Source organism: Pseudomonas sp. 10B238 (genome assembly GCF_000970615.1).
GTDB lineage: Bacteria > Pseudomonadota > Gammaproteobacteria > Pseudomonadales > Pseudomonadaceae > Stutzerimonas.
Genome location: NZ_KQ033931.1, coordinates 27300 through 48511 on the forward strand (window position 1 = coordinate 27300; position 21212 = coordinate 48511).

A 21212-nucleotide genomic window follows, 5' to 3' on the forward strand; every position below is an offset into this window, starting at 1 on the left:
CGATCTGAACCCGGCCGAAGAGGCCAGCTGGGTAACCCCAGCGATGCCGCTTAGGCCTGAGCATGACCTTGGCGGAGTCTCCCTTGTAACCCGCGCCGCGACCTCAAATCACAGCGTGGGTAAGACGGCCGCTCGACCGAACATCCGAGCGGCTGCGCGCCATGGTCAGACTTCGGGACGCATGTGCGGAAACAGGATCACGTCGCGGATCGATGGCGAGTTGGTCAGCAGCATCACCAGACGGTCGATGCCGATGCCTTCGCCCGCTGTCGGCGGCATGCCGTATTCCAGCGCGCGGACGAAGTCGGCATCGAAATGCATGGCCTCGTCGTCGCCAGCGTCCTTGTCGCGGACCTGCGCGTGGAAGCGCTCGGCCTGGTCCTCTGCATCGTTCAACTCGGAATAAGCGTTGGCAATTTCACGGCCGCCGATGAACAGCTCGAAGCGGTCGGTGACGCTTGGGTCGTCGTTGCTGCGACGCGCCAGCGGCGAGACTTCGAACGGGTAACGGGTGATGAAGGTCGGCTGCTCCAGCTTGTGCTCGACCAACTCCTCGAAAATCATCACCTGCAGCTTGCCCAGCCCTTCGAAGCCGAGCACCTTGGCGCCGGCCTTTTTGGCGATGGCGCGGGCGGTGTCGATGTCCTGCAGGTCGGCGGCGCTGATTTCGGGGTTGTACTTCAGAATCGCATCGAACACCGAGAGCCGGGCGAAGGGCTCGCCGAAGTGGAACAGCTTGTCGCCGTACGGCACATCTGTACTGCCCAGGACCAGCTGCGCCAGCTCGCGGAACAGCTCTTCGGTGAGGTCCATGTTGTCTTCGTAGTCGGCGTAGGCCTGGTAGAACTCGAGCATGGTGAACTCGGGGTTATGCCGGGTCGAAACGCCTTCGTTACGGAAGTTGCGGTTGATCTCGAAGACACGCTCGAAGCCACCGACCACCAGGCGCTTGAGGTACAGCTCCGGCGCGATACGCAGGAACATCGGCAGGTCCAGCGCATTGTGGTGAGTTTCGAACGGCTTGGCCGCGGCGCCACCGGGGATGGTCTGCAGCATCGGCGTTTCGACTTCGAGGAAGTCGCGCTCGTTGAGGAACTTGCGAATATGGCCGATCACCTGCGAACGCACGCGGAAGGTGTGGCGAGTCTCCTCGTTGACGATCAGGTCGACATAACGCTGGCGGTAGCGCTGCTCGGTGTCGGTCAGGCCGTGGTGCTTGTCCGGCAGCGGACGTAGCGATTTGGTCAGCAGGCGTACGTCGGTCATCTCGACATAAAGATCGCCCTTGCCTGAACGCGCCAGGGTGCCTTCAGCGGCGATGATGTCGCCCAGGTCCCAATGCTTGATCGCTTCCAGAGTATCGGCCGGCAGCGTCTTACGATTGACGTAGACCTGGATGCGCCCTGTCATGTCTTGCAGGACCATGAAGGCGCCGCGGTTGAGCATGATGCGTCCGGCAACCTTTACCGGGATCGCCGCTTCAGCCAGCTCTTCCTTGGTCTTGTCGACGTACTTCTGCTGCAGGTCATTGCAATAGCTGTCGCGACGGAAGTCGTTGGGGAAAACGTTGCCCTTGGCGCGTTCGGCAGCCAGTTTTTCCTTGCGCTGAAGGATCAGGCTGTTTTCTTCCTCGTGGATGGCGTGCTGGTTCAGCGGTTGTTCGCTCATGGTTTAAAAATGCCTGGATCGAATGAATGAATCCCGGGGAGGGTGTGTTGGAAGGCGTTTCACTTCAGCCCACCATGGCCTGCCCCTGTTTTGGTGGGCTGAAGCCCACCCTACATCTGGACACTGGAACTCGAGTTGGGTGGGCCGGGCGGCATTCCGCTTCAGCCCACCCACGCTGGCCAAGCTCAGTAGCGTTAAAGCCCTTGCTTCAGACTGGCTTCGAGGTACTGGTCGATGTCGCCGTCCAGCACCTTCTGGCAGTCGCTACGTTCCACGCCGGTACGCAAATCCTTGATGCGCGAGTCGTCGAGCACATAGGAGCGAATCTGATGACCCCAGCCGATATCGGATTTGGTGTCTTCCAGCGCCTGGGAGGCCGCGTTGCGCTTCTGCATTTCCTGCTCGTACAACCGGGCCCGCAGCATTTTCATGGCGGTGTCCTTGTTCGCGTGCTGGGAACGCTCGTTCTGGCAGGCCACCACCGTGTTGGTTGGTACGTGGGTAATACGTACCGCCGAGTCGGTGGTGTTGACGTGCTGACCACCAGCACCGGAAGAGCGGTAGGTGTCGATGCGCAGGTCGGCCGGATTGATGTCGATCTCGACCCTGTCGTCGATCTCGGGCGAGACGAACACTGCTGAGAATGAGGTGTGGCGGCGGGCGCCAGAGTCGAACGGGCTCTTGCGCACCAGGCGGTGCACGCCGATCTCGGTGCGCAACCAACCAAAGGCGTACTCGCCTTTGATGTGCACAGTGGCGCCCTTGATACCGGCGACTTCGCCCTCGGACAGCTCGACAATCTCGGCGCTGAAACCGCGCTTGTCGGCCCAGCGCAGGTACATGCGCAGCAGGATGTTGGCCCAGTCCTGGGCTTCGGTGCCGCCAGAGCCGGCTTGGATGTCGAGGTAGGCGTTGTTGGGGTCCATTTCGCCGCTGAACATACGACGGAATTCCAGCCCTTCGAGGATGCCGCGCAGGCGGTCGAGTTCGGCGGCGACATCGTCCACGGCGCTCTGGTCGTCTTCTTCGACAGCCATGTCGAGCAGATCGCGGGAATCGGCCAGGCCGCCCTCCAGGTCGTCGATGGTCTCGACGATCTGCGCCAGGGTGGCGCGCTCGCGGCCCAGGTTCTGGGCGTACTCAGGCTTGTTCCAGACGTTGGGGTCTTCGAGTTCGCGGTTTACTTCGACGAGACGATCATGCTTCTGATCGTAGTCAAAGATACCCCCGAATTGACTGGGTGCGCTCGGACAGGTCCTTGATGCTGTTGAGGATCGGGTTGATTTCCATAGGTCGGCAGCTCTCAATCGGACGGTGCGAAAAGCCGGCGATTATAGCGCAGCAGGCCGCCGCTGACAGCCCACACGGGACCGCCGGAGCGGCAAAAGTCAAGCGGACTTAGTTTAGGAACGAGCGGAGGCGGCCCAGTGACCGCCCCGCATGCGGTCAGGCGGAGACGCCGCGCACTTGGCTTTCCAGCTCGGCCTTCAGCCCCGCTTCGAGTTTCAACTGGCGGGCCAGTTCGTCCAGGTAGGCACGCTCCATGAACTGTTCCTCGTCCACCATCAGCACGCTGGCGATATACATCTCCGACGCCATTTCGGGCGTGGTAGCAGCCGCGGCGACGTCGACCGGATCGAGTGGTTTGTTCAGCTCGGCTTCAAGCCAATGCTGCAAAGCTGGGTCATCAGTGAGCTGGGCCAGTTCGGCCTCGATCAACTTGCGTTCCTGCTCGTCGACGTGTCCGTCGGCTTTGGCCGCGGCGACCAGCGCCTTGAGGATGCCCCGGCTGTGCTCTTCCACTTGCTCGGGTGGCAGTCGGTCCACGGTCTTTGGCTCGGTCTGAACGGGGTTCGGCTGATTCACCCCGGCCCCACCCTGCTGCGCCTGTTGTGCCTGCCAGTTGCCGTAGGCTTTGTAGGCCAGCATGCCGAGCGCGGCCAGGCCTCCATAAGTGACGGCCTTGCCACCCATGCGGCGCCCTCGTCGGCTACCGAGCAACATGCCAAGCGCGCCGGTTGCCAGCGCGCCTTTCCCACCGCCGCCCGCACCTCCGAGCAAGCTGCCAAGCGGTCCGCCTGCGCCGGAAAGCATGTCACCGAGCGAGCCGCTGCTGCTGCCCTTCGGAGCGCCTGGAGGCGTAACGGAGTTTTGCTGTTTTTGTAGAAGGTCCTGCCCAGACTTGAGCAGCTGATCGAGCAAACCGGAGGCTTTCATAATATTTCCTGCTTACGAATGGAGGGGTTAGTCGAGCGAATCGGGGACCTGCCGGATCGGCGTATTACGATGGGCTGCACGTACATATTGGGCAGGCCAGGGCACCGAGTTATCACGCAGATCTTCGGCCGCGTGCAGCGGCCAGTAAGGGTCGCGCAGCAGCTCGCGGGCGAGCAGGATCAGGTCCGCCTGACCGGTGCGCAGAATGTGTTCGGCCTGGACCGCCTCGGTGATCATGCCGACCGTGCCAGTGGCGATACCCGCTTCGCGGCGGACCTGCTCGGCAAACTGGGTTTGGTAACCCGGCCCAACGGGAATCTCGGCGTTGACCGCTGTACCGCCGGACGATACGTCGATCAAGTCGACGCCCAGCGTCTTCAGCCGACGCGCCAGTTCGACGGTTTCTTCCGAATTCCATCCGTCCTGAACCCAGTCGGTTGCCGACAGGCGAACGAATAGCGGCAGCTCCTCCGGCCATACGGTGCGCACCGCCTGGGTAACCTCCAGTAGCAGCCGAATGCGGTTTTCAAACGAACCGCCATAGCCATCCTGACGCTGGTTGGAAAGCGGTGAGAGAAACTGATGCAGTAAGTAGCCGTGGGCAGCGTGTATCTCTGCGATCTTGAAGCCCGCCGCCAGGGAACGCTCGGCGGCACGAACGAATGCCTGGATGACGTCTGCGATCCCTGCGTCATCGAGCGCAGTGGGCACCGCATGCTCCGGATCGAAGGCAATGGTCGACGGCCCCACGGGTGTCCAGCCTCCAGCGGCGATGGGAACGCTACCGTGGCGTCCTAGCCACGGCTGCCAGGTGCTGGCCTTGCGGCCAGCATGCGCCAGCTGAATGCCCGCGACCGAACCCTGAGCCTCGATGAAGCGCGTAATACGCCGCAGCGGCTCCACGTGCTCATCCGACCATATGCCCAGATCCTCTGGCGAAATCCGCCCGTTGGCTGTAACTGCAGTTGCCTCGATAATCACCAGCCCCGCGCCACCCACCGCACGACTGCCCAGGTGCACCAGATGCCAATCGTTGGCCATGCCAGCCTTTGCCGAGTACTGGCACATGGGCGATACGGCAATACGATTGGGCAGGGTCAGCTGGCGCAGGGTGAGCGGCTGGAAGAGCTGTGTCATGGAAACCTCGACTGCATGGGATGCGTTTTGGACATCCTTCAGTACAGACTGTTTCGGTGACTTTGCCCGGCTTGGACTGTGTTTGCCGAAGAATCGGTGACGGGGTGTTGCAAGCTGTGCGCGAGCAAAATCCCTTCACCGGTGCGGCGCAACGCCCGCACAACGTGAAGATGCATCCGGGGCGGCGCCGCGCGCAACGTTGGCTAATGCCGCGGGCTTCGGGCTCCAGCTTGTCTAGAAAGAGTTAGAGCATCAGGAGATCGGTTGCCCGCCCCGATCAACCAACGCCTTCAGTTACGCCGCCTCAACCTCGACCGGCACGCCATTGAGCGCTGCGTTTCCAGACAAAGCATCGAGCTGGCGCTCATCGGTAAGGTCGTTGGCACTGGCGCCCGGCTGACGATTGGCGATTTCCAGCTGGACGCCGGGACGACCATGGCCCCAGCCATGCGGCAGGCTGACCACACCGGGCATCATCTCGTCGCTGGTGGCGACTTCAACTTCGATCATGCCAACCCGCGAGCGCACCCGCACGCGCTGACCGTCAAGCAGTCCCAGTCGGCTCAAATCTGCCGGATTCATCAGCAGCTGATGACGCGGCTTACCCTTCACCAGACGGTGATAGTTGTGCATCCAGGAGTTATTGCTGCGCACATGACGGCGCCCAATCAGCACCAACTGACCGGCAGGCACACTGGTCGCCGCAGCGAAACGCTGGAGATCACCGAGGAACAGCGATGGCGCCGCCTGGACCCGCTGCCCCTCGGTTTTCAAGCGGCTGGCCAGATTCGGCTTCAGCGCACCGAGATCGAGCCCGTGTGGATAGTCGCGCAGCTTGGAGAGGCTCAAGTCGAGCTCGCTTTTTTCGCCATACGGGCCGGCGCGCAAGCTACGGTCAATCATCTGTTCTGGCGCCATGGTGGGCTTGAGCTCAGCGCCGACACGCGCTGCGAAGGCCCGGGCCAGACCGACGAATATTTCCCAGTCATGCAGCGCACCCGCCGGCTTGTGGAGAACCGGCTCGTTGAAGCGGGTAACGTTGCGCACGGCGAAGACGTTGAAGGTAGTGTCGTAGTGATCATGCTCCAGCGGCGCTGTCGGCGGCAGGATCAGGTCGGCGTAGCGGGTGGTTTCGTTGATGTAAAAATCGACGCTGAGCATGAACTCCAATCCGTCCAGCGCCTGTTCCATTTTTCGCCCGTTCGGCGTGGAAAGCACCGGATTGCCGGCAACGGTGACCAGCGCCCGAATCTGTCCTTCCCCTTCGGTGAGCATTTCTTCGGCCAACGCTGACACCGGCAACTCACCACCGTATTCCGGCAGGCCCGATACACGGCTCTGCCACCGGTTGAAGTGCCCACCTGAGGTGCTCGCGACCAGGTCCACCGCCGGCTCCGTGCAAAGCGCGCCGCCCACACGATCCAGGTTGCCTGTCACCAGGTTGATCGACTGCACGAGCCACTGACACAGCGTCCCGAACGCCTGAGTAGAGACGCCCATCCGCCCGTAGCAGACCGCTTTGTCTGCGGCAGCGAAGGCCCGCGCCAGTTGTCGAATCTGCCCTGCCGGCACGCCGCAGCGCGGCCCCATCGCTTCCGCAGTGAACGGCGCAACCGCGGCTCGGAGTTCATCCAGCCCCTCTACCGGAAGATGGCTGGCACGTGTCAGGCCTTCATCGAATAACGTATTGAGCAAGCCGAACAGCAACGCCGCATCTTCACCCGGGCGTACGAACACATGCTGATCGGCAATAGCGGCGGTTTCACTACGGCGCGGATCGACTACCACCAGCTTGCCGCCGCGCGCCTGCACGGCCTTGAGGCGCTTTTCCACGTCTGGGACGGTCATGATGCTGCCATTGGAGGCCAGCGGATTACCGCCAAGGATCAGCATGAAATCGGTATGGTCGATGTCTGGAATCGGGATTAGCAGGCCGTGGCCGTACATCATCAGGCTGGTCAGGTGGTGGGGCAGCTGATCGACCGAGGTGGCGGAGAAGCGATTGCAGGTTTTCAGCTGACCGAGAAAATAGTTGCTGTGGGTCATCAGCCCGTAGTTGTGCACGCTGGGGTTGCCCTGGTAGACCGCCACGGCGTTATTGCCATGCCGCTTGCGGATCTCAGCCAGGCGCTCGGCGACCAGCGCAAACGCCTCGTCCCACTCGATCGCCTGCCACTCGTTGCCGACACGACGCATCGGATGGCGCAGGCGGTCCGGATCGTTCTGGATGTCCTGCAACGCGACGGCCTTGGGGCAGATGTGACCGCGACTGAAGCTGTCCTGAGCGTCGCCTTTGATGGAGACGATCTGCTCATCGCGGGTTTCGATGGTCAGGCCACAGATAGCCTCGCACAGGTGGCAGGCACGGTGGTGCTGGGTCGTTTCGCTCATCGCAGGCTCCGGAGGATTGTTCTTGTAATCCAATCACTCTAGGCCGGAGCCAGGCCGGCGCCAATCATGCACGTCGTGGCATATATGGGGCGATTCAGATAACCGATCTTCGTCAGCTGCCCGTTACCCTTGGAGCGAGAGCAGCCTTTCTGCCGGAGACATCCCAACACCGAGCCACCGACAAGCTGGCAGCATCGATGTGGAGCGAGCCGCTATCCGGCGCGCGAGGATACGAATGCACTCTTCGTCGATGTCGCGCTCCATGTGGTTGATCTGCTCATCCACGTCGCGCACCTGCTGCGCGAGCCCGGAATTGGCATTGATCAGCGCGTTGTAGGAGCGAGCTTGCTCGCGATCAAGGCCTCCACGCAGCAGAAACTCACCTAAGGCTCCTGAGCCTCTACATGCCCAGCGGGCAGATTCGATCGGTCAGCGCGCCGCTATATGCGCCACAAGTAGCTGCACGCTTTCCCGACCGCGAAACTCGTTCACATCCAACTTGTAGGCCAGATCGGCCCAGCGCACGGTGGGGTTGGGCCAAAGCTCGCGATCGATGTTGAAGGCGATGCCATCGAGGGTCAGCGAGCCGCATTCGCTCTTGAGCACCATCTTCAGGTGCTTCTCGCCGACCAGTCGCTGCTGCACCAGCTGGAACACCCCGTGAAACACCGGCTCGGGAAAGTGCTGCCCCCAGGGCCCGGCATTGCGCAACGCCTTGGCCAACTCCAGATGGAACTCCTGAATGCTCAGCTGCCCATCGGTTAACAGTCGCCCGGTGAGGTCGTCTTCGCACAGCTGACGCCGCACCTCAGCGTCGAAGGCCGCCGCGAACGCGCCAAAATTCGCCTCCGGCAGCGACAGACCAGCTGCCATCGCGTGGCCGCCGAACTTGCTGATCAGGCCGGGATGGCGCGCCGCGACAGCATCCAGTGCATCACGGATATGAAAGCCCGGCACCGAACGCGCGGAGCCTTTCAGCACGCCCTCCCCGGCATCGGCAAAGGCGATGGTCGGACGGTGATAGCGTTCCTTGAGCCGTGAAGCGAGGATGCCGATTACGCCCTGGTGCCAGTCCGGTTCGAACAGGCAGAGGCCAAATGGCATGTCTTCGAGTGGCAAATCCTTCAACTGCGCCAGCGCCTCGCGCTGCATGCCCTGCTCGATGCCCTTTCGGTCCTGATTGAGCTGGTCGAGCTGAACGGCCATGTCGCGCGCCAGCGTTTCGTCTTCACAAAGCAGGCATTCGATGCCCAGCGCCATGTCGTCCAGCCGCCCCGCCGCGTTCAATCGCGGGCCAAGGATGAAGCCAAGATCGGTCGAGGTGATGCGGCTATGATCGCGCCCGGCGACCTCCAGAATTGCCCTTAACCCGGGCCGTGCACGACCAGCACGGATCCGAGCCAAGCCTTGATGAACGAGGATTCGATTGTTGGCATCAAGCGGTACCACATCGGCAACGCTGCCGAGCGCAACCAAGTCCAGCAGCTCGGCCAAGTTCGGCTCGGCCCAGCCATTGCGGGTAAACCAGCCTTTTTCACGTAGCGCGGCGCGCAAGGCCAGCAGCACATAAAAGATCACCCCGACCCCGGCGATGCACTTGCTCGGGAAGGCGCATTCCGGCTGATTGGGGTTGACGATGGCATCGGCTGCCGGCAGTTCTGCGCCCGGCAGGTGATGGTCGGTCACGAGCACCTTGAGCCCCGCCGCTTTGGCCGCCGCGACGCCATCCACGCTGGAGATCCCGTTGTCCACCGTCACCAGCAGATCAGGCCGACGCTCGAGCGCCACGGCAACGATCTCCGGCGTCAGGCCGTAGCCATACTCGAAGCGATTGGGCACCAGATAATCCACATGTGCCGCGCCCAATTGGCGCAGCCCCAGCACGCCGACGGTACTAGCCGTGGCGCCGTCGGCATCAAAGTCGCCGACGAAGAGGATGCGCCGGCGGGCTTCCAGCGCCTCGACCAGCAATACCACGGCGGCATCGATGCCCTTGAGCTGGCCATAGGGGATCAACCGCGCCAGGCCCTTGTCCAGCTCGCTGATCGACTGCACACCACGGGCTGCGTAGAGACGCGTCAGCAGCGGCGGCAGGTCGCCCAGGTCGGGGAGCTGTTCGGGAAGAGGACGGGGTTCGATGCGCATCTATGGGGTATCCGGCTGCAGCGTGAAGACAATCAGAGTGAGGTAGCGGCGCGCGCGGCCTGGTCGTAAAGACCGGACATGGCGCGAAGCAGCCCGGCGAGACGGTGAATATCGTCGGGGTCGATGTTGAGGTTTTCGAAGGATGCGATCAGGCATTCACGACGGATATCGGCGTACTCCCGGCACAACGCGCCACCCTTTTCAGTGGGGCGATAGAACATTTCCTTGCCCTGCTTCTCGCCTTCCACCAGACCGAGCTTGCCGAGCTTCTTCAAGGCATAGGTCACGGTATGAGTGTCTTCGACATTGAGCAGCAGGCAGATGTCCGCTTGTCGCTTGGCACGGCCGCGGCTGTACAGATTGTGCAGCACCATGACGTCCAGCGCGTTCATCTCCACCGCACCAGAAGCCTTCATGCAGCGCTCCATCCAGCGCATCAGCGCAGCGCCGGCAACGATGATGCCGTACTCGAGTTCGGAGAATTCCTGCGATTGTTCGGCGAGATGCGCCGACGCGACGATGGACGATCGCAACGGCCGAGGGGATTTAGCGTCAACCATCTTGTGGACCATGACCTGAGGGGCGAAGCGTGATGTCGCCCGGTGAATCGGGTCGGTAAGCATACAGCAATGAGCCTGGAGCGACCTTCGGGAAGCTCTACATTAAATTTTTATTGATAAATCATCGATAATTTATCATCGTAACGTCACTCACCCACCGGCATACCGGCCCGGGCCTGCAGTTAAGCGAGGAATTGTATGAAACGCCTACTTCTCAACTGCGACATCGGCGAGAGCTTCGGGGCCTGGACCATGGGCCTGGATGCCGAGGTCATGCCGTTCATCGATTGCGCCAACGTGGCGTGCGGTTTCCATGCGTCGGATCCACAGATCATGCGACGCACCGTCGCGCTGGCAACGCAGCATGACGTGAAGATCGGCGCCCATCCGGCCTACCCTGATCTGGTCGGCTTCGGTCGCCGCTCCATGGCGTGCACGCCGGACGAAGTGGAGAATATGCTGCTGTATCAGATCGGCGCACTGGATGGCACCTGCCGTGCCGAAGGCACCCAGATCCGTTATGTCAAACCGCACGGCGCGCTATACAACGACATGATGCGCAAACCCGAATTGCTCCGGGCGGTGATGACGGCAGTCACGGCTTACTCGCAGTCGCTTCCGCTGATGCTCATGTCCACCCGCGACAACAGTGCAGCACAAGCTTTGGCTGACGAGATGGGCATAACGCTATGGTTCGAAGTTTTTGCTGATCGCGCCTATGACCCGGCCGGCATGCTGGTATCCAGGGCCTTGCCCGGGGCCGTTCATCACGACGCCGAAACTGTAGCGGCCCAGGCGCTGAGCCTGGCCAAAGGCGACGCCTTGACTGCCAGCGATGGCAGCCCTCTGGTGCTTCGCGCCGATACGCTCTGCGTACACGGCGATAACGCCGGCTCAGTCGCAGCCGTACAGCGCATTCGCCATGCGCTTGAGCAGCTGCCGGCATGAAGGCGCGTATCGAAGTAGTCGGCATCGATTGCCTGATGCTGCGCCTGTTCGACGAGATCAATGAAGCTCACATGCCCTGGCTGCTGGCCGCCTCACGGCGCCTGCGTGACACCTTCGGCGCCGCCTTGATTGATCTGGTGCCGTCCTACACCACCCTTCTCATTCATTACGACCTGGCTCAACTGGATGACGACCAGGCGCGTCAGCGGGTAGCGCAGGCGTTGCATGAACTGCAGCCGGATGCAGGAGGCCAGGCGCGCGAGCTAGACATCCCGGTCTGGTACGACCCAAGCGTCGGCCCGGAACTCGACGCATTGGGGCAGCGCAGCGGGCTCGGCGTTTCCGGCGTGATCGAGCGTCACAGTGCCCGGACCTATCAGGTATTCGCGCTGGGCTTCGCGCCGGGGTTCGCCTTCATGGGGTTGGTCGACGAAAGCCTCGCCAGCCCGCGCCTGCAGACACCACGCAAGCAGGTACCAGCTGGCAGTCTGGGTATCGCCGACCGCCAGACGGCCATCTATCCGCTGGTTTCGCCCGGCGGCTGGAATCTCATCGGCCGCAGCCCGACGCGCCTGTTCGATCGGGAACTGGACGGCTACAGCATCTGGCAACCCGGTGACCGCGTGCGATTCCAGCCCATCGAACGCGCCGAGTTCGTTCGGCTTGGCGGAGACGACAGTCCTTTCGAGGTAACACCATGAGCCTGTTGATCGAGCGCAGCGGCGCCATGGCCAGCCTGCAGGACGGCGGCCGGTTTGGCGTCCGTCACCTGGGCGTGACCCAGGGCGGCGCGGCGGACTGGATATCTCAAGCATGGGCGAACTGGCTGCTGGGCAATCCACTGCACGCCGCAACCATCGAGATCACACTGGGGAATTTCGCCCTGCTTGCCGAAGCTGACGGCTGCCTTGCGCTGTGCGGCGCTGACCTGGCGGCCACACTGGCTGATCAGCCGCTTGAACCGGGACGCAGCTTCAACATTCGCAAGGGTCAACGCCTGACCTTTGCTCAGCCGCGTCGAGGTGTGCGTGCCTATCTCGCCGCCCCGGGCGGCTTTGCTGCACCTTTGACCCTGGACAGTTGCGCAACGGTACGCCGCGAGGCCCTTGGCGGCCTGCATGGCGATGGCCAGCCGCTGGGCCAGGGTGATCGACTGCATTGGAGCGGCGCCGCGCCCGAGCCTCGTGCACTCGACAGCGACCTGATCGTGCCGTTGTCTTCTCCAGAGCCACTGCAGGTGGTGCTTGGCGCGCAGATCGGCGATTTCAGCGGGCAGAGCCTGTTCGACGCTTTCAACAGCGAATGGACGGTGGACCAGCGAGCCGATCGCATGGGCATCCGCCTACTCGGCCCGGTGCTGCGCAGCTCAAGACAGTCGATGATTTCTGAAGGTGTACCGCTGGGAGCGATTCAGGTGCCGCCCGATGGACAGCCCATCGTCCTGCTCAACGACCGGCAAACCATCGGCGGTTATCCCCGGCTTGGCGCCCTGACGCCATTGGCAGTTGCTCGTCTGGCGCAATGCATGCCGGGCACGGTCCTGCGGTTGAAGCCGGTTGCCCTGGAAGCGGCCCAACGTCAGCAAAGCCGGCTGCTCGCCAACTGGCGATAACCCACTCACCACGGAGCGAAGCCCATGAATACGAGCCCCCATCGCCATCTGCCTCCCTCCGAACTACGTCAGTTAATCCGCAGTGGTGAGCTGAACGGACCAACCGCAGGGCTGGCCAATGGCTTTGCCCAGGCGAACCTGATGATCGTTCGCCGGGACCTCGCTTACGACTTCCTGCTGTTCTGCCAGCGCAACCCCAAGCCCTGCCCCTTGCTCGATGTCACGGACCCAGGATGCACCGAGCCCTTGCGCGCAGCACCTGGAGCAGACATCCGCACTGACTTTCCGAAATACCGGATCTATCGCCACGGCAAGCTGGAGCAGGAAGTCAGCGATATCACGAGGTTCTGGGAAGACGACATGGTGGCCTTCCTGATCGGCTGCAGTTTCAGCTTCGAGGGTGCTTTGCTGGCAAACGACGTTCCGGTTCGGCACATCGAGGACGGCCACAACGTACCGATGTATCGAACCAACATCGCTTGCCAGAGCGCCGGCTCGCTGAATGGCCCGATGGTGGTCAGCATGCGACCGATGCTGGCAGACAAGGTCGTCCGCGCGGTACAGGTCACGTCGCGCTTTCCAGCCGTGCATGGCGCACCGGTACACATTGGCGACCCCCGTCAGATTGGCATCCATGAGCTGGATCATCCTGATTTCGGTGACCCATCAACCATCCATGAGGGTGAAATCCCGGTGTTCTGGGCTTGCGGCGTCACACCGCAAGCCGTGGCCATGCAAGCCAAACCCGAACTGGTCATCACCCATTCACCGGGCCACATGTTCATCACCGACATCCGTGACGAACACCTGGGGGTGCTCTGACCCCATACCACTCACCGTGCGGCACCTCATAACAAAAATCACATCCAGAGTCCGGCTCGTACCCGGCTGCATTCCCCTACCTGCCCCAACATTAAAAAGAAAGGTATCCCGATGCACCCCACCCCCAGCGCTACCCCAGCGTCACAACGCAACGTACTGCGCGGCGCGATCTTCATCATGGCGACGTCTTCGATCGGCCCGGCTTTCCTGACCCAGACGTCACTGTTCACCGAGAAGTATCTGGCGAGCTTCGCCTTCGCCATTGTCATATCGCTGCTGATCGACATCGGCGCTCAGCTCAATATCTGGCGTGTCATTACAGTGGCAAACCTGCGGGGTCAGGACGTGGCCAACCGGGTGATCCCGGGCATGGGCCATCTGATCTCCGCGTTCATCGTCCTGGGCGGCATTGCCTTCAATATCGGCAATATCGGCGGTGCCGGCCTGGCAATGAACGTGATTTTCGGTATACCGCCGGTGATCGGCTCGCTGATCGCCGCCGTGCTGATTATCGGCATCTTCCTGCTGCGCAATGCCAAGGGTGTGATGGACTCGATCATGCAGGTTCTCGGCCTGGCGATGCTGTGCATGATCGGCTACGCCATGCTGCAATCCAACCCACCGCTGATGGAGGCGGTCAGCCGCAGCTTCAATCCGGACGATCCTCTGATTCTGCTGCTGCCGATCGTGACGCTGGTCGGCGGAACGGTAGGCGGATACATCTCCTTTTCCGGCGGGCATCGGTTGGTCGAAGCGGGGATAACAGGCGTACAGAACGTCGGCGTGGTAACACGCGCAGCGGTGATTGGCATTGCCACCACAGGCGTAGTGCGCATCTGTCTTTTCCTCGCCGCGCTCGGGGTCGTCAGCCAAGGGTTGAGCCTGGACCCAGCCAACCCGGCAGCGTCGGTGTTCTCGCACTCCATGGGCACGATCGGCTACAAGATGTTCGGCATCGTGTTGCTGGCCGCTTCGGTGTCTTCAGTGATTGGCGCTGCCTACACCAGCGTGAGCTTCATGTATTCACTGCATGAAAGCATCCAGCGCCACAACCAACGGATGGTCATCGCCTTCATCGCCTGCTCGACACTAATCTACAGTCTGGTGGGGCAACCGGTGAAGGTGCTGGTCGTTGCCGGAACGCTCAATGCGCTGGTCCTGCCGCTTGCGCTGGCCTGCATTCTCTGGGCGGCCAAGAAGCCGAACATCGTCGGTAACGAGTACCGTCATCCGACCTGGATGCTGGTGTTCGGCCTGTTGGCCATGGTGGCCACAGCAGTTGGCGTGGTGATGTCGTTCAACGCCTTCGTGCAGTTCTGGCAGTCTTGACACAAACAGCGGAGGGCCCTTGCGCCCTCCTCTACAATCGCTGAGCGCTTAGCCGCGCTCGCCAACCAACCACTCCAACGGCACTTCGTGCTGGCCACGCTCGTCGGTGATAAACAGTGCGCCCTCGCTGACCATCACGCTCCAGCTGACCGACCTTGGCAGATCGCGCGCGACGGCTTCCAGCGCTTCTTGCCCCACCGCTACCACGTTGATCTTTTTCAGGCTGCGCACGCTGTCGAGCACCTTCGTCTGCCATACCCGCAGATTGCCGTAGGCCACCAGGCTGAAACGTTCGGCGCGCCGCGAGCACCAAGTGATCCGCTCGGCATCCGGCTGGCCGACCTCGATCCAGTGCAGCACGCGGTCATCGAGGCTCTTCTCCCAGAGCGCCGGCTCATCGACATCCGACAGCCCCCGGCCGAACGCGAGCTTTTCGTCATACCAAAGCACGTAAGCGATCAGCCGTGCCACCAGCCGCTCCTCGGTTTCCGAGGGATGCCGAGCAACAGTGAAGCGCAGATCCTGATACACGTGGCGGTCAAGATCGGTGAGATTGATCTCTACCTTATAAGGTGTGGCTTGCAGGGCCATGACAGCTCCAGGCGGCAAAAGGAGGCGCAGTTTAGCCTATTGGCACAGCCTCAGAGGCGACCGTAGCGTGGGTCCCCGCGCCGCCCGGAGAAGGTAAAATCCGACGAGCGTTCTTTGACAATCGTTCTCATTATATTTAGCATCCACTTATTAGCAGACCCAACGGGTAGTTCATATGTACGTGTGTCTTTGCCAGGGCGTTACCGACGGCCAGATCCGTGAAGCCATTTACGAAGGTTGCTGCAGCTATCGTGAAGTGCGAGATGCTACTGGCGTGGCCACGCAATGCGGTAAATGCGCGTGCGTTGCCAAGCAGGTTGTTCGCGAAACCCTGAGCGATATCCAGAGCGCCAGCACTTCTCTCGCTTACCCTGCAGGTTTTGCGCCCGCCTGAAACCCTGTCGATATTCCGGAGCCGGGCACATGCCCGGCTTTTTTCTGCCCGCGAATCAACGCCTTGGCGCCAAGTCGCGGAACAGACTTATTCTTATTCCGCTTTACCCTTTATCATTCAAGGACTTAGGTTTGACAGTACCTAGGTTCGTGGCCAGACTGCGCTTATCAACGAACCCGATTCGACGCAGGGCACCAACATGAAAGGCGACAAGCTGGTCATTCAGCATCTGAACAAGATCCTTGGCAACGAACTGGTCGCAATCAACCAGTATTTCCTGCATGCGCGCATGTATGAAGACTGGGGACTCGGCAAGCTCGGCAAGCATGAGTACAAAGAATCCATCGACGAGATGAAGCATGCTGACAAGCTGATCAAGCGCATCCTGTTCCTCGAAGGCCTGCCTAACCTGCAGGACCTCGGCAAATTGCTGATCGGTGAAAACACTCGCGAAATGCTCGAATGTGACCTCAAGCTCGAGCAGAGTGGCATCCAGGATCTCAAGGTCGCGATCGCCTACTGTGAGAGCGTCGGTGACTACGGCACCCGCGAATTGCTCGAAGACATCTTGGAATCCGAAGAAGAACATATCGACTGGCTGGAAACCCAGCTGAGCCTGATCGGCAAGGTCGGCATGGAGAACTATCTGCAGTCGCAGATGGACGAGTAAAAGCGTCCGAGCTGTAATGAAACGGGAGCCTCGGCTCCCGTTTCTTCGTTATTGCCTAGCACCTCGTTGTAAACACGAGCCGCTTTTTGACCTGAGCGAGCCGAAATGCAGACGAAAAAAAACCCGCGGCCAGGCGGGTTCTCTTTTTGGAGTCGCGATCAGGCGCCAGCTTTCTCGACGGCCTGCTTGATCAGCGGTTGCAGCTCACCCTTTTCGAACATTTCCAGGATGATGTCGCTGCCACCGACCAACTCGCCATCCACCCACAGCTGGGGGAAGGTCGGCCAGTTGGCATACTTCGGCAGATTGGTGCGGATTTCAGGATTTTGCAGGATGTCGACGTAGGCGAACTTCTCGCCACAGCCCATCACAGCCTGGGTCGCACGGGCAGAAAAGCCACACTGCGGGGCGTTGGGCGAGCCTTTCATATAAAGCAGCACCGGGTTCTTTTCGATCTGCTCTTTGATGGTTTCGATGATATCCATGGGGCACCTCGGCTAGTCTCGGTTGCCGCGCATTGTACAGAACAGCAGCCTAAAAGCCGAGTCACGGGCTCGGCTTTTATCAGCTCGCATCCGACACAGCTCGCCTGCAGCGCAGGAATCTGGCGCGCTGAGGCCGATTTGCGCCGGCTGAGACTTTCTGGATAAGATCGCGCCTTTCCCGTTTCGTCGCCATCTATGCGACCCCTGTCGTAGGCCCTTCTTTTTCGTCGAAATCTCCGGCCTCGACTGCGGCAATGAAAGGTAGTTGATATGAGCGCAAGGCATTTTCTCTCACTGATGGATTGCACGCCCCAGGAGCTGTTAGGCCTGGTCCGTCGCGGCATCGAGCTGAAGGATCTGCGCGAGCGCGGCATTCTGTTCGAGCCGCTGAAAAACCGCGTCCTGGGCATGATTTTCGAAAAAGCCTCGACTCGCACGAGACTGTCTTTCGAAGCGGGGATGATTCAGCTCGGCGGTCAAGCCGTGTTTCTCTCGCCGCGCGACACGCAATTGGGCCGCGGCGAACCGATCAGCGACTCAGCCATCGTCATGTCGAGCATGCTCGACGCCATCATGATCCGCACTTTCGCTCACTCGACGCTGACCGAGTTTGCAGCGAACTCCTCGGTGCCGGTGATCAACGGTCTTTCAGACGATCTGCACCCCTGCCAACTGATGGCCGACATGCAGACTTTTCATGAGCTGCGCGGCAGTATCGCGGGCAAAACCGTCGCCTGGGTCGGGGACGGCAACAACATGTGCAACTCCTATATGGAGGCCGCGCTTCAGTTCGATTTCCAGCTGCGCATCGCTTGCCCGGAGGGCTATGAGCCCAAGGGCGAGCTGCTCGCGAAGGCTGGAGACCGGGTACAGGTATTCCGTGACCCACGCGAAGCGGTAGCGGGTGCACACCTGGTCAGCACAGACGTCTGGGCCTCCATGGGCCAGGAAGACGAAGTCGCCGCTCGTATTGCCACCTTCCGCCCCTATCAAGTCGACCGCGCCTTGCTCGACGCGGCAGCCGAAGACGTCCTGTTCATGCATTGCCTGCCGGCGCATCGCGGCGAGGAGATCAGCCACGACCTGCTCGACGACAAGCGAGCAGTCGCTTGGCAACAGGCCGAAAACCGTCTGCATGTACAAAAAGCCCTGCTTGAGTTTCTGGTCGAGCCGGCATACCACCACGCATGAGCCATGAACCGCTGCTGCATCTGCGCAACCTCGACTGCGGCTATGGCGGTCAGAGCATCGTGCAGAGTCTCAATCTGCACCTGAATCGCGGCGATATCGGCTGTCTCCTGGGGCCATCCGGTTGCGGTAAAACCACTACATTGCGGGCTATCGCCGGATTCGAGCACGTCAACGAAGGCGAGATCCAACTCGGCGACGCCGTGCTTTCGCGCCGTGGTTTTACCCTGGCGCCCGAGAAGCGCAGGGTCGGCATGGTGTTTCAGGACTATGCCCTGTTCCCGCATCTGACCGTGACGGAAAACATTGGCTTCGGTATCCGCAAGCATCCGCAATCGCAACGCATCGTGCGAGAAATGCTTGACCTGGTGCATCTCGCGCCGCTCGGCAAACGCTATCCGCACGAGCTTTCCGGCGGCCAGCAACAGCGTGTTGCGCTCGCCCGAGCCCTTGCGCCCGAGCCGGAACTGCTTTTACTAGACGAGCCTTTCTCCAACCTCGATGGCGACCTGCGCCGGCGCCTGAGCCACGAAGTTCGCGAAATTCTCAAGGCGCGTGGCACCAGCGCCATTCTCGTCACCCACGATCAGGAAGAAGCCTTCGCTGTCAGCGATCAGGTCGGCGTGTTCAAGGATGGTCGGCTGGAACAGTGGGACACGCCGTTCAACCTGTACCATGAGCCGCTTACACCCTTCGTGGCGAGTTTCATAGGCCAGGGGTATTTCATCCGCGGCCAGCTGATTGACCCGGAGACAGTACAGACCGAACTGGGCGTCATTCGCGGCAACCGCGCCTACACCATGCCGGCTGGCAGCTCGGTGGATGTCCTGCTGCGTCCGGATGACATCGTCTATTCGCCGGAAAGCAGACTCAAGGCGCTCATCGTCGGCAAGACTTTTCTTGGCGCTTCGACGCTGTATCGCCTGCAGCTGCCTACCGGCAATCAGCTGGAGGGGATATTTCCCAGCCACGCAGACTACCCGACTGGCCAGGAAGTCGGTATTGCCATTGCTGCCGACCATTTGGTGGTGTTTCCTGCGCAGGGCAGCGTGGCCGCCCATGAAAAGCTGCCAGACGCGGGCGTGCGCCGCTACAGCAGCAGCGTCTGATCACTAACAGCGCTGCGCCTTAGCCCTCCAACGATCCTTGCGCCGCCTCGCCACCTTGTGTCTTGAGGCGGCGCCCCTTGAAGAACTCGCTCAGCACCTGGCTGCACGCCTCCGCGCTCACCCCGCCTTCGATCAATACGCGGTGGTTGAGGAAATGCTGCGAAAAGAACTCTCCGCGACTGACCGCAACGCCAGCCTTGGGCTCCGTGGCGCCATACACCACCCGCTGAATACGCGAGTGGACGATCAAGCCTGCGCACATGCTGCAAGGCTCCAGCGTCACGTACAGCGTGCTGCCCGGCAACCGATAGTTTTCCAGGCCCGCCGCTGCATCGCGAATAGCGACCATCTCAGCGTGAGCACTGGGGTCGTGAGTGGAGATCGGACAATTGAAACCGCGGCCGATAACCTTGCCATCCTGTACGACCACCGCACCGACCGGCACCTCCCCTAGCCTTGCGCCTTCGGCCGCAAGCGACAACGCCTCGCGCATGAACTCATCATCGCGAGAACGATCAATGATCACCGGCTTCTTCATCTATTCCACCCGACTGTCGCTTCCATCAAACCACTTCAATCGCCGCCATCAGCCCGGTTTCCATGTGATCGATCACATGACAGTGGAACATCCAGACACCAGGATTATCCGCCACCAGCGCGATTCGTGCCGTCTCGTTCTTGCCGAGCAAGTAGGTGTCGGTATACCAGGGATCGATTCGTTTGCGGTTGGACGAGATGACCTTGAAGGTCATGCCGTGTAGATGAATTGGGTGCTGATATTGGCTGAGGTTGCGCAGCTCGAATATGTAATGACCGTTTTTCTTCAACGTGGCAATGGGCCGATCCGCACAGGTCTTGTCATTGATGTCCCAAGCCTGACCATTGATCTGCCAGAACGTGAACGCGTCGCCCTGCCCCGCGTCGCTGGACAACGTGCCGGCCCACTCGAAGTTGAAGCGCAGCGTTTCGGCCCGCTGCAGGTCCGGTTCAGCGATTGGGTTGGGTGGCAGCGGTGCCGGCCAGTTGCCCTCGTCTTCTGTCGTGGCGATCGAAGCGAGCGTCGCCAGCCGCAATGGGCCATTGCGCAAAGATAGCTGCTCGCCAGCAGGCGGCACTTTCAAGGCCAGATCGATGCGCATTCCCGGCCCCAGCCAATAGGCTTTCCCCAGAGGCCGCGGCGCGATCGGGTTGCCATCGATTGCATAGATACGCGCACTACCACCCGGCAGGTTCAGCCGGTAGGTGACGGTGTTGGTGAGATTGATGATGCGCAAACGCACCACTTGGCCCGCCGGCAGTTCAAGGGTTGGCGCGTGCTCCCCATTGATGGTCGACAATACGCCAGGTGTTCCTCCTCGGGCAGCTTCTCGCGGTACGCTGAAATCGGTGAAGTGTCCCTGCTTGTCGACATGCCAGTTCTTAAGGCTTAGCGTTCGCTCATGGCGAAAACCGCTCGGCTCGCGCTCCTCGACAATCAACGGCCCTACCAGGCCGCGCCCCAGCTGCTCGGCGCTCGACGTGTGTGGGTGATACCAGAAACTACCCGCGTCCGGCACTTGAAACAAATAATCGAACGACTCGCCAGGCAAGACAGGCAGCTGGGAAACATAAGGAACCCCATCCATATTCAGCGGCAGGCGGATGCCATGCCAATGGATAGTGGTGGGCTCCGGCAGGTGATTGGTGAAGCGCACCCGCAACCACTCCCCCTGTCTGGCGCGCAGTTCGACGCCCGGCGCCTGCCCACCGTAGCACCATGCTGGGGTCTTGGTGCCGGCGATCAACTCGATCTCAGCTGGAGCTGCGATCAGCTCGTAATCATGGGTCACGGGATCAGCGGGACGCCCAAGCCAATAGCGTGCTCCGCCACCGGCAACGCCCAACGCCGCTAGCCCAGCTAACCCGGACAGCACTTTCCTTCGGGTAAAAGTCATTTCATTCTCATC

The 21212-nt window shown here is 61.2% G+C and carries 20 protein-coding genes and 1 pseudogene; 9 read left to right on the forward strand and 12 right to left on the reverse strand.

Annotated features, from left to right (window positions below):
- Nucleotides 1–165 precede the first annotated feature (165 nt).
- From lysS to RT21_RS08675, 8 genes and pseudogenes are all read right to left on the reverse strand, one after another.
- On the reverse strand, nucleotides 166–1668 hold the full coding sequence (lysS, locus tag RT21_RS08645) for a lysine--tRNA ligase (protein ID WP_046162424.1): 1503 nt from the start codon (nucleotides 1666–1668) through the stop codon (nucleotides 166–168).
- A 194-nt stretch (nucleotides 1669–1862) separates the two neighbouring features.
- Nucleotides 1863–2958, reverse strand: a protein-coding gene (gene prfB, locus RT21_RS08650) for a peptide chain release factor 2 (protein ID WP_101153256.1) whose coding sequence is annotated in 2 segments (ribosomal slippage) — nucleotides 1863–2885 and nucleotides 2887–2958 — 1095 coding nt in all. Because the reading frame shifts where the segments join, the coding sequence is not laid out codon by codon here.
- A 156-nt stretch (nucleotides 2959–3114) separates the two neighbouring features.
- Nucleotides 3115–3885: a tellurite resistance TerB family protein gene (locus tag RT21_RS08655; RefSeq protein ID WP_046162425.1), complete on the reverse strand. Its 771-nt coding sequence runs from the start codon at nucleotides 3883–3885 to the stop codon at nucleotides 3115–3117.
- Nucleotides 3886–3912: 27 nt separating this feature from the next.
- Nucleotides 3913–5022 carry an NADH:flavin oxidoreductase/NADH oxidase gene (locus RT21_RS08660; RefSeq protein WP_046162426.1) on the reverse strand — a complete coding sequence of 370 codons (1110 nt, stop codon included), beginning with the start codon at nucleotides 5020–5022 and terminating at the stop codon, nucleotides 3913–3915.
- Nucleotides 5023–5316: 294 nt separating this feature from the next.
- Entirely contained in the window at nucleotides 5317–7413 is a 2097-nt protein-coding gene (locus RT21_RS08665) for a molybdopterin oxidoreductase family protein (RefSeq protein ID WP_046162427.1), read from the reverse strand.
- 201 nt (nucleotides 7414–7614) lie between these two features.
- Nucleotides 7615–7788 (reverse strand): annotated as a pseudogene (locus RT21_RS23570) (PhoU domain-containing protein); the annotation flags it as partial.
- Between the two features lie 54 nt (nucleotides 7789–7842).
- Nucleotides 7843–9558 carry a single-stranded-DNA-specific exonuclease RecJ gene (recJ, locus tag RT21_RS08670; protein WP_046162428.1) on the reverse strand — a complete coding sequence of 572 codons (1716 nt, stop codon included), beginning with the start codon at nucleotides 9556–9558 and terminating at the stop codon, nucleotides 7843–7845.
- Nucleotides 9559–9590: 32 nt separating this feature from the next.
- Nucleotides 9591–10118, reverse strand: a complete 528-nt coding sequence (locus RT21_RS08675; RefSeq protein WP_046162648.1) for a winged helix DNA-binding protein — start codon at nucleotides 10116–10118, stop codon at nucleotides 9591–9593.
- 198 nt (nucleotides 10119–10316) lie between these two features.
- Between RT21_RS08675 and RT21_RS08680 the strand changes: the two genes are divergently transcribed.
- From RT21_RS08680 to RT21_RS08700, 5 genes are all read left to right on the forward strand, one after another.
- On the forward strand, nucleotides 10317–11066 hold the full coding sequence (locus tag RT21_RS08680; protein WP_046162429.1) for a 5-oxoprolinase subunit PxpA: 750 nt from the start codon (nucleotides 10317–10319) through the stop codon (nucleotides 11064–11066).
- Nucleotides 11063–11767 (forward strand): 5-oxoprolinase subunit PxpB, encoded by a 705-nt coding sequence (gene pxpB / locus RT21_RS08685; RefSeq protein WP_046162430.1) that lies wholly within the window; start codon nucleotides 11063–11065, stop codon nucleotides 11765–11767. Before RT21_RS08680 ends, pxpB begins: the two co-directional genes overlap by 4 nt.
- A complete protein-coding gene (locus RT21_RS08690) occupies nucleotides 11764–12678 on the forward strand; it encodes a 5-oxoprolinase subunit C family protein (protein ID WP_046162431.1) in 915 nt (304 codons plus the stop codon). The genes pxpB and RT21_RS08690 overlap by 4 nt, the downstream gene beginning before the upstream one ends.
- A gap of 24 nt (nucleotides 12679–12702) precedes the next feature.
- A complete protein-coding gene (locus RT21_RS08695) occupies nucleotides 12703–13500 on the forward strand; it encodes a putative hydro-lyase (RefSeq protein ID WP_046162432.1) in 798 nt (265 codons plus the stop codon).
- Nucleotides 13501–13611: 111 nt separating this feature from the next.
- On the forward strand, nucleotides 13612–14829 hold the full coding sequence (locus tag RT21_RS08700; protein ID WP_046162433.1) for an NRAMP family divalent metal transporter: 1218 nt from the start codon (nucleotides 13612–13614) through the stop codon (nucleotides 14827–14829).
- 48 nt (nucleotides 14830–14877) lie between these two features.
- Here the strand turns inward: RT21_RS08700 and RT21_RS08705 are convergent, their stop codons facing one another.
- Nucleotides 14878–15420 (reverse strand): YaeQ family protein, encoded by a 543-nt coding sequence (locus tag RT21_RS08705; protein WP_046162434.1) that lies wholly within the window; start codon nucleotides 15418–15420, stop codon nucleotides 14878–14880.
- Between the two features lie 175 nt (nucleotides 15421–15595).
- On the opposite strand from RT21_RS08705, the gene RT21_RS23225 reads away from it, so the two are divergent.
- Together RT21_RS23225 and bfr are read left to right on the forward strand one after the other, a co-directional pair.
- The gene (locus tag RT21_RS23225; protein ID WP_082082138.1) at nucleotides 15596–15814 is read left to right on the forward strand and encodes a bacterioferritin-associated ferredoxin; all 219 of its coding nucleotides are present in this window, start codon (nucleotides 15596–15598) and stop codon (nucleotides 15812–15814) included.
- 199 nt (nucleotides 15815–16013) lie between these two features.
- Nucleotides 16014–16484 (forward strand): bacterioferritin, encoded by a 471-nt coding sequence (bfr, locus tag RT21_RS08710; protein ID WP_046162435.1) that lies wholly within the window; start codon nucleotides 16014–16016, stop codon nucleotides 16482–16484.
- A 158-nt stretch (nucleotides 16485–16642) separates the two neighbouring features.
- Here the strand turns inward: bfr and grxD are convergent, their stop codons facing one another.
- Nucleotides 16643–16969 (reverse strand): Grx4 family monothiol glutaredoxin, encoded by a 327-nt coding sequence (gene grxD, locus RT21_RS08715; RefSeq protein WP_019341028.1) that lies wholly within the window; start codon nucleotides 16967–16969, stop codon nucleotides 16643–16645.
- Nucleotides 16970–17239: 270 nt separating this feature from the next.
- Between grxD and argF the strand changes: the two genes are divergently transcribed.
- Nucleotides 17240–18160, forward strand: coding sequence for an ornithine carbamoyltransferase (gene argF, locus RT21_RS08720; RefSeq protein WP_045425318.1), 921 nt, complete (start codon nucleotides 17240–17242; stop codon nucleotides 18158–18160).
- Complete coding sequence (locus RT21_RS08725) at nucleotides 18157–19266, forward strand: ABC transporter ATP-binding protein (protein WP_046162436.1); 1110 nt, start codon at nucleotides 18157–18159, stop codon at nucleotides 19264–19266. Before argF ends, RT21_RS08725 begins: the two co-directional genes overlap by 4 nt.
- Nucleotides 19267–19285: 19 nt before the next feature.
- On the opposite strand, the gene tadA is transcribed toward RT21_RS08725, so the two are convergent.
- Complete coding sequence (tadA, locus tag RT21_RS08730; RefSeq protein ID WP_046162437.1) at nucleotides 19286–19804, reverse strand: tRNA adenosine(34) deaminase TadA; 519 nt, start codon at nucleotides 19802–19804, stop codon at nucleotides 19286–19288.
- A gap of 25 nt (nucleotides 19805–19829) precedes the next feature.
- Nucleotides 19830–21200, reverse strand: coding sequence for a multicopper oxidase family protein (locus tag RT21_RS08735; protein ID WP_046162438.1), 1371 nt, complete (start codon nucleotides 21198–21200; stop codon nucleotides 19830–19832).
- Nucleotides 21201–21212: the final 12 nt, after the last annotated feature.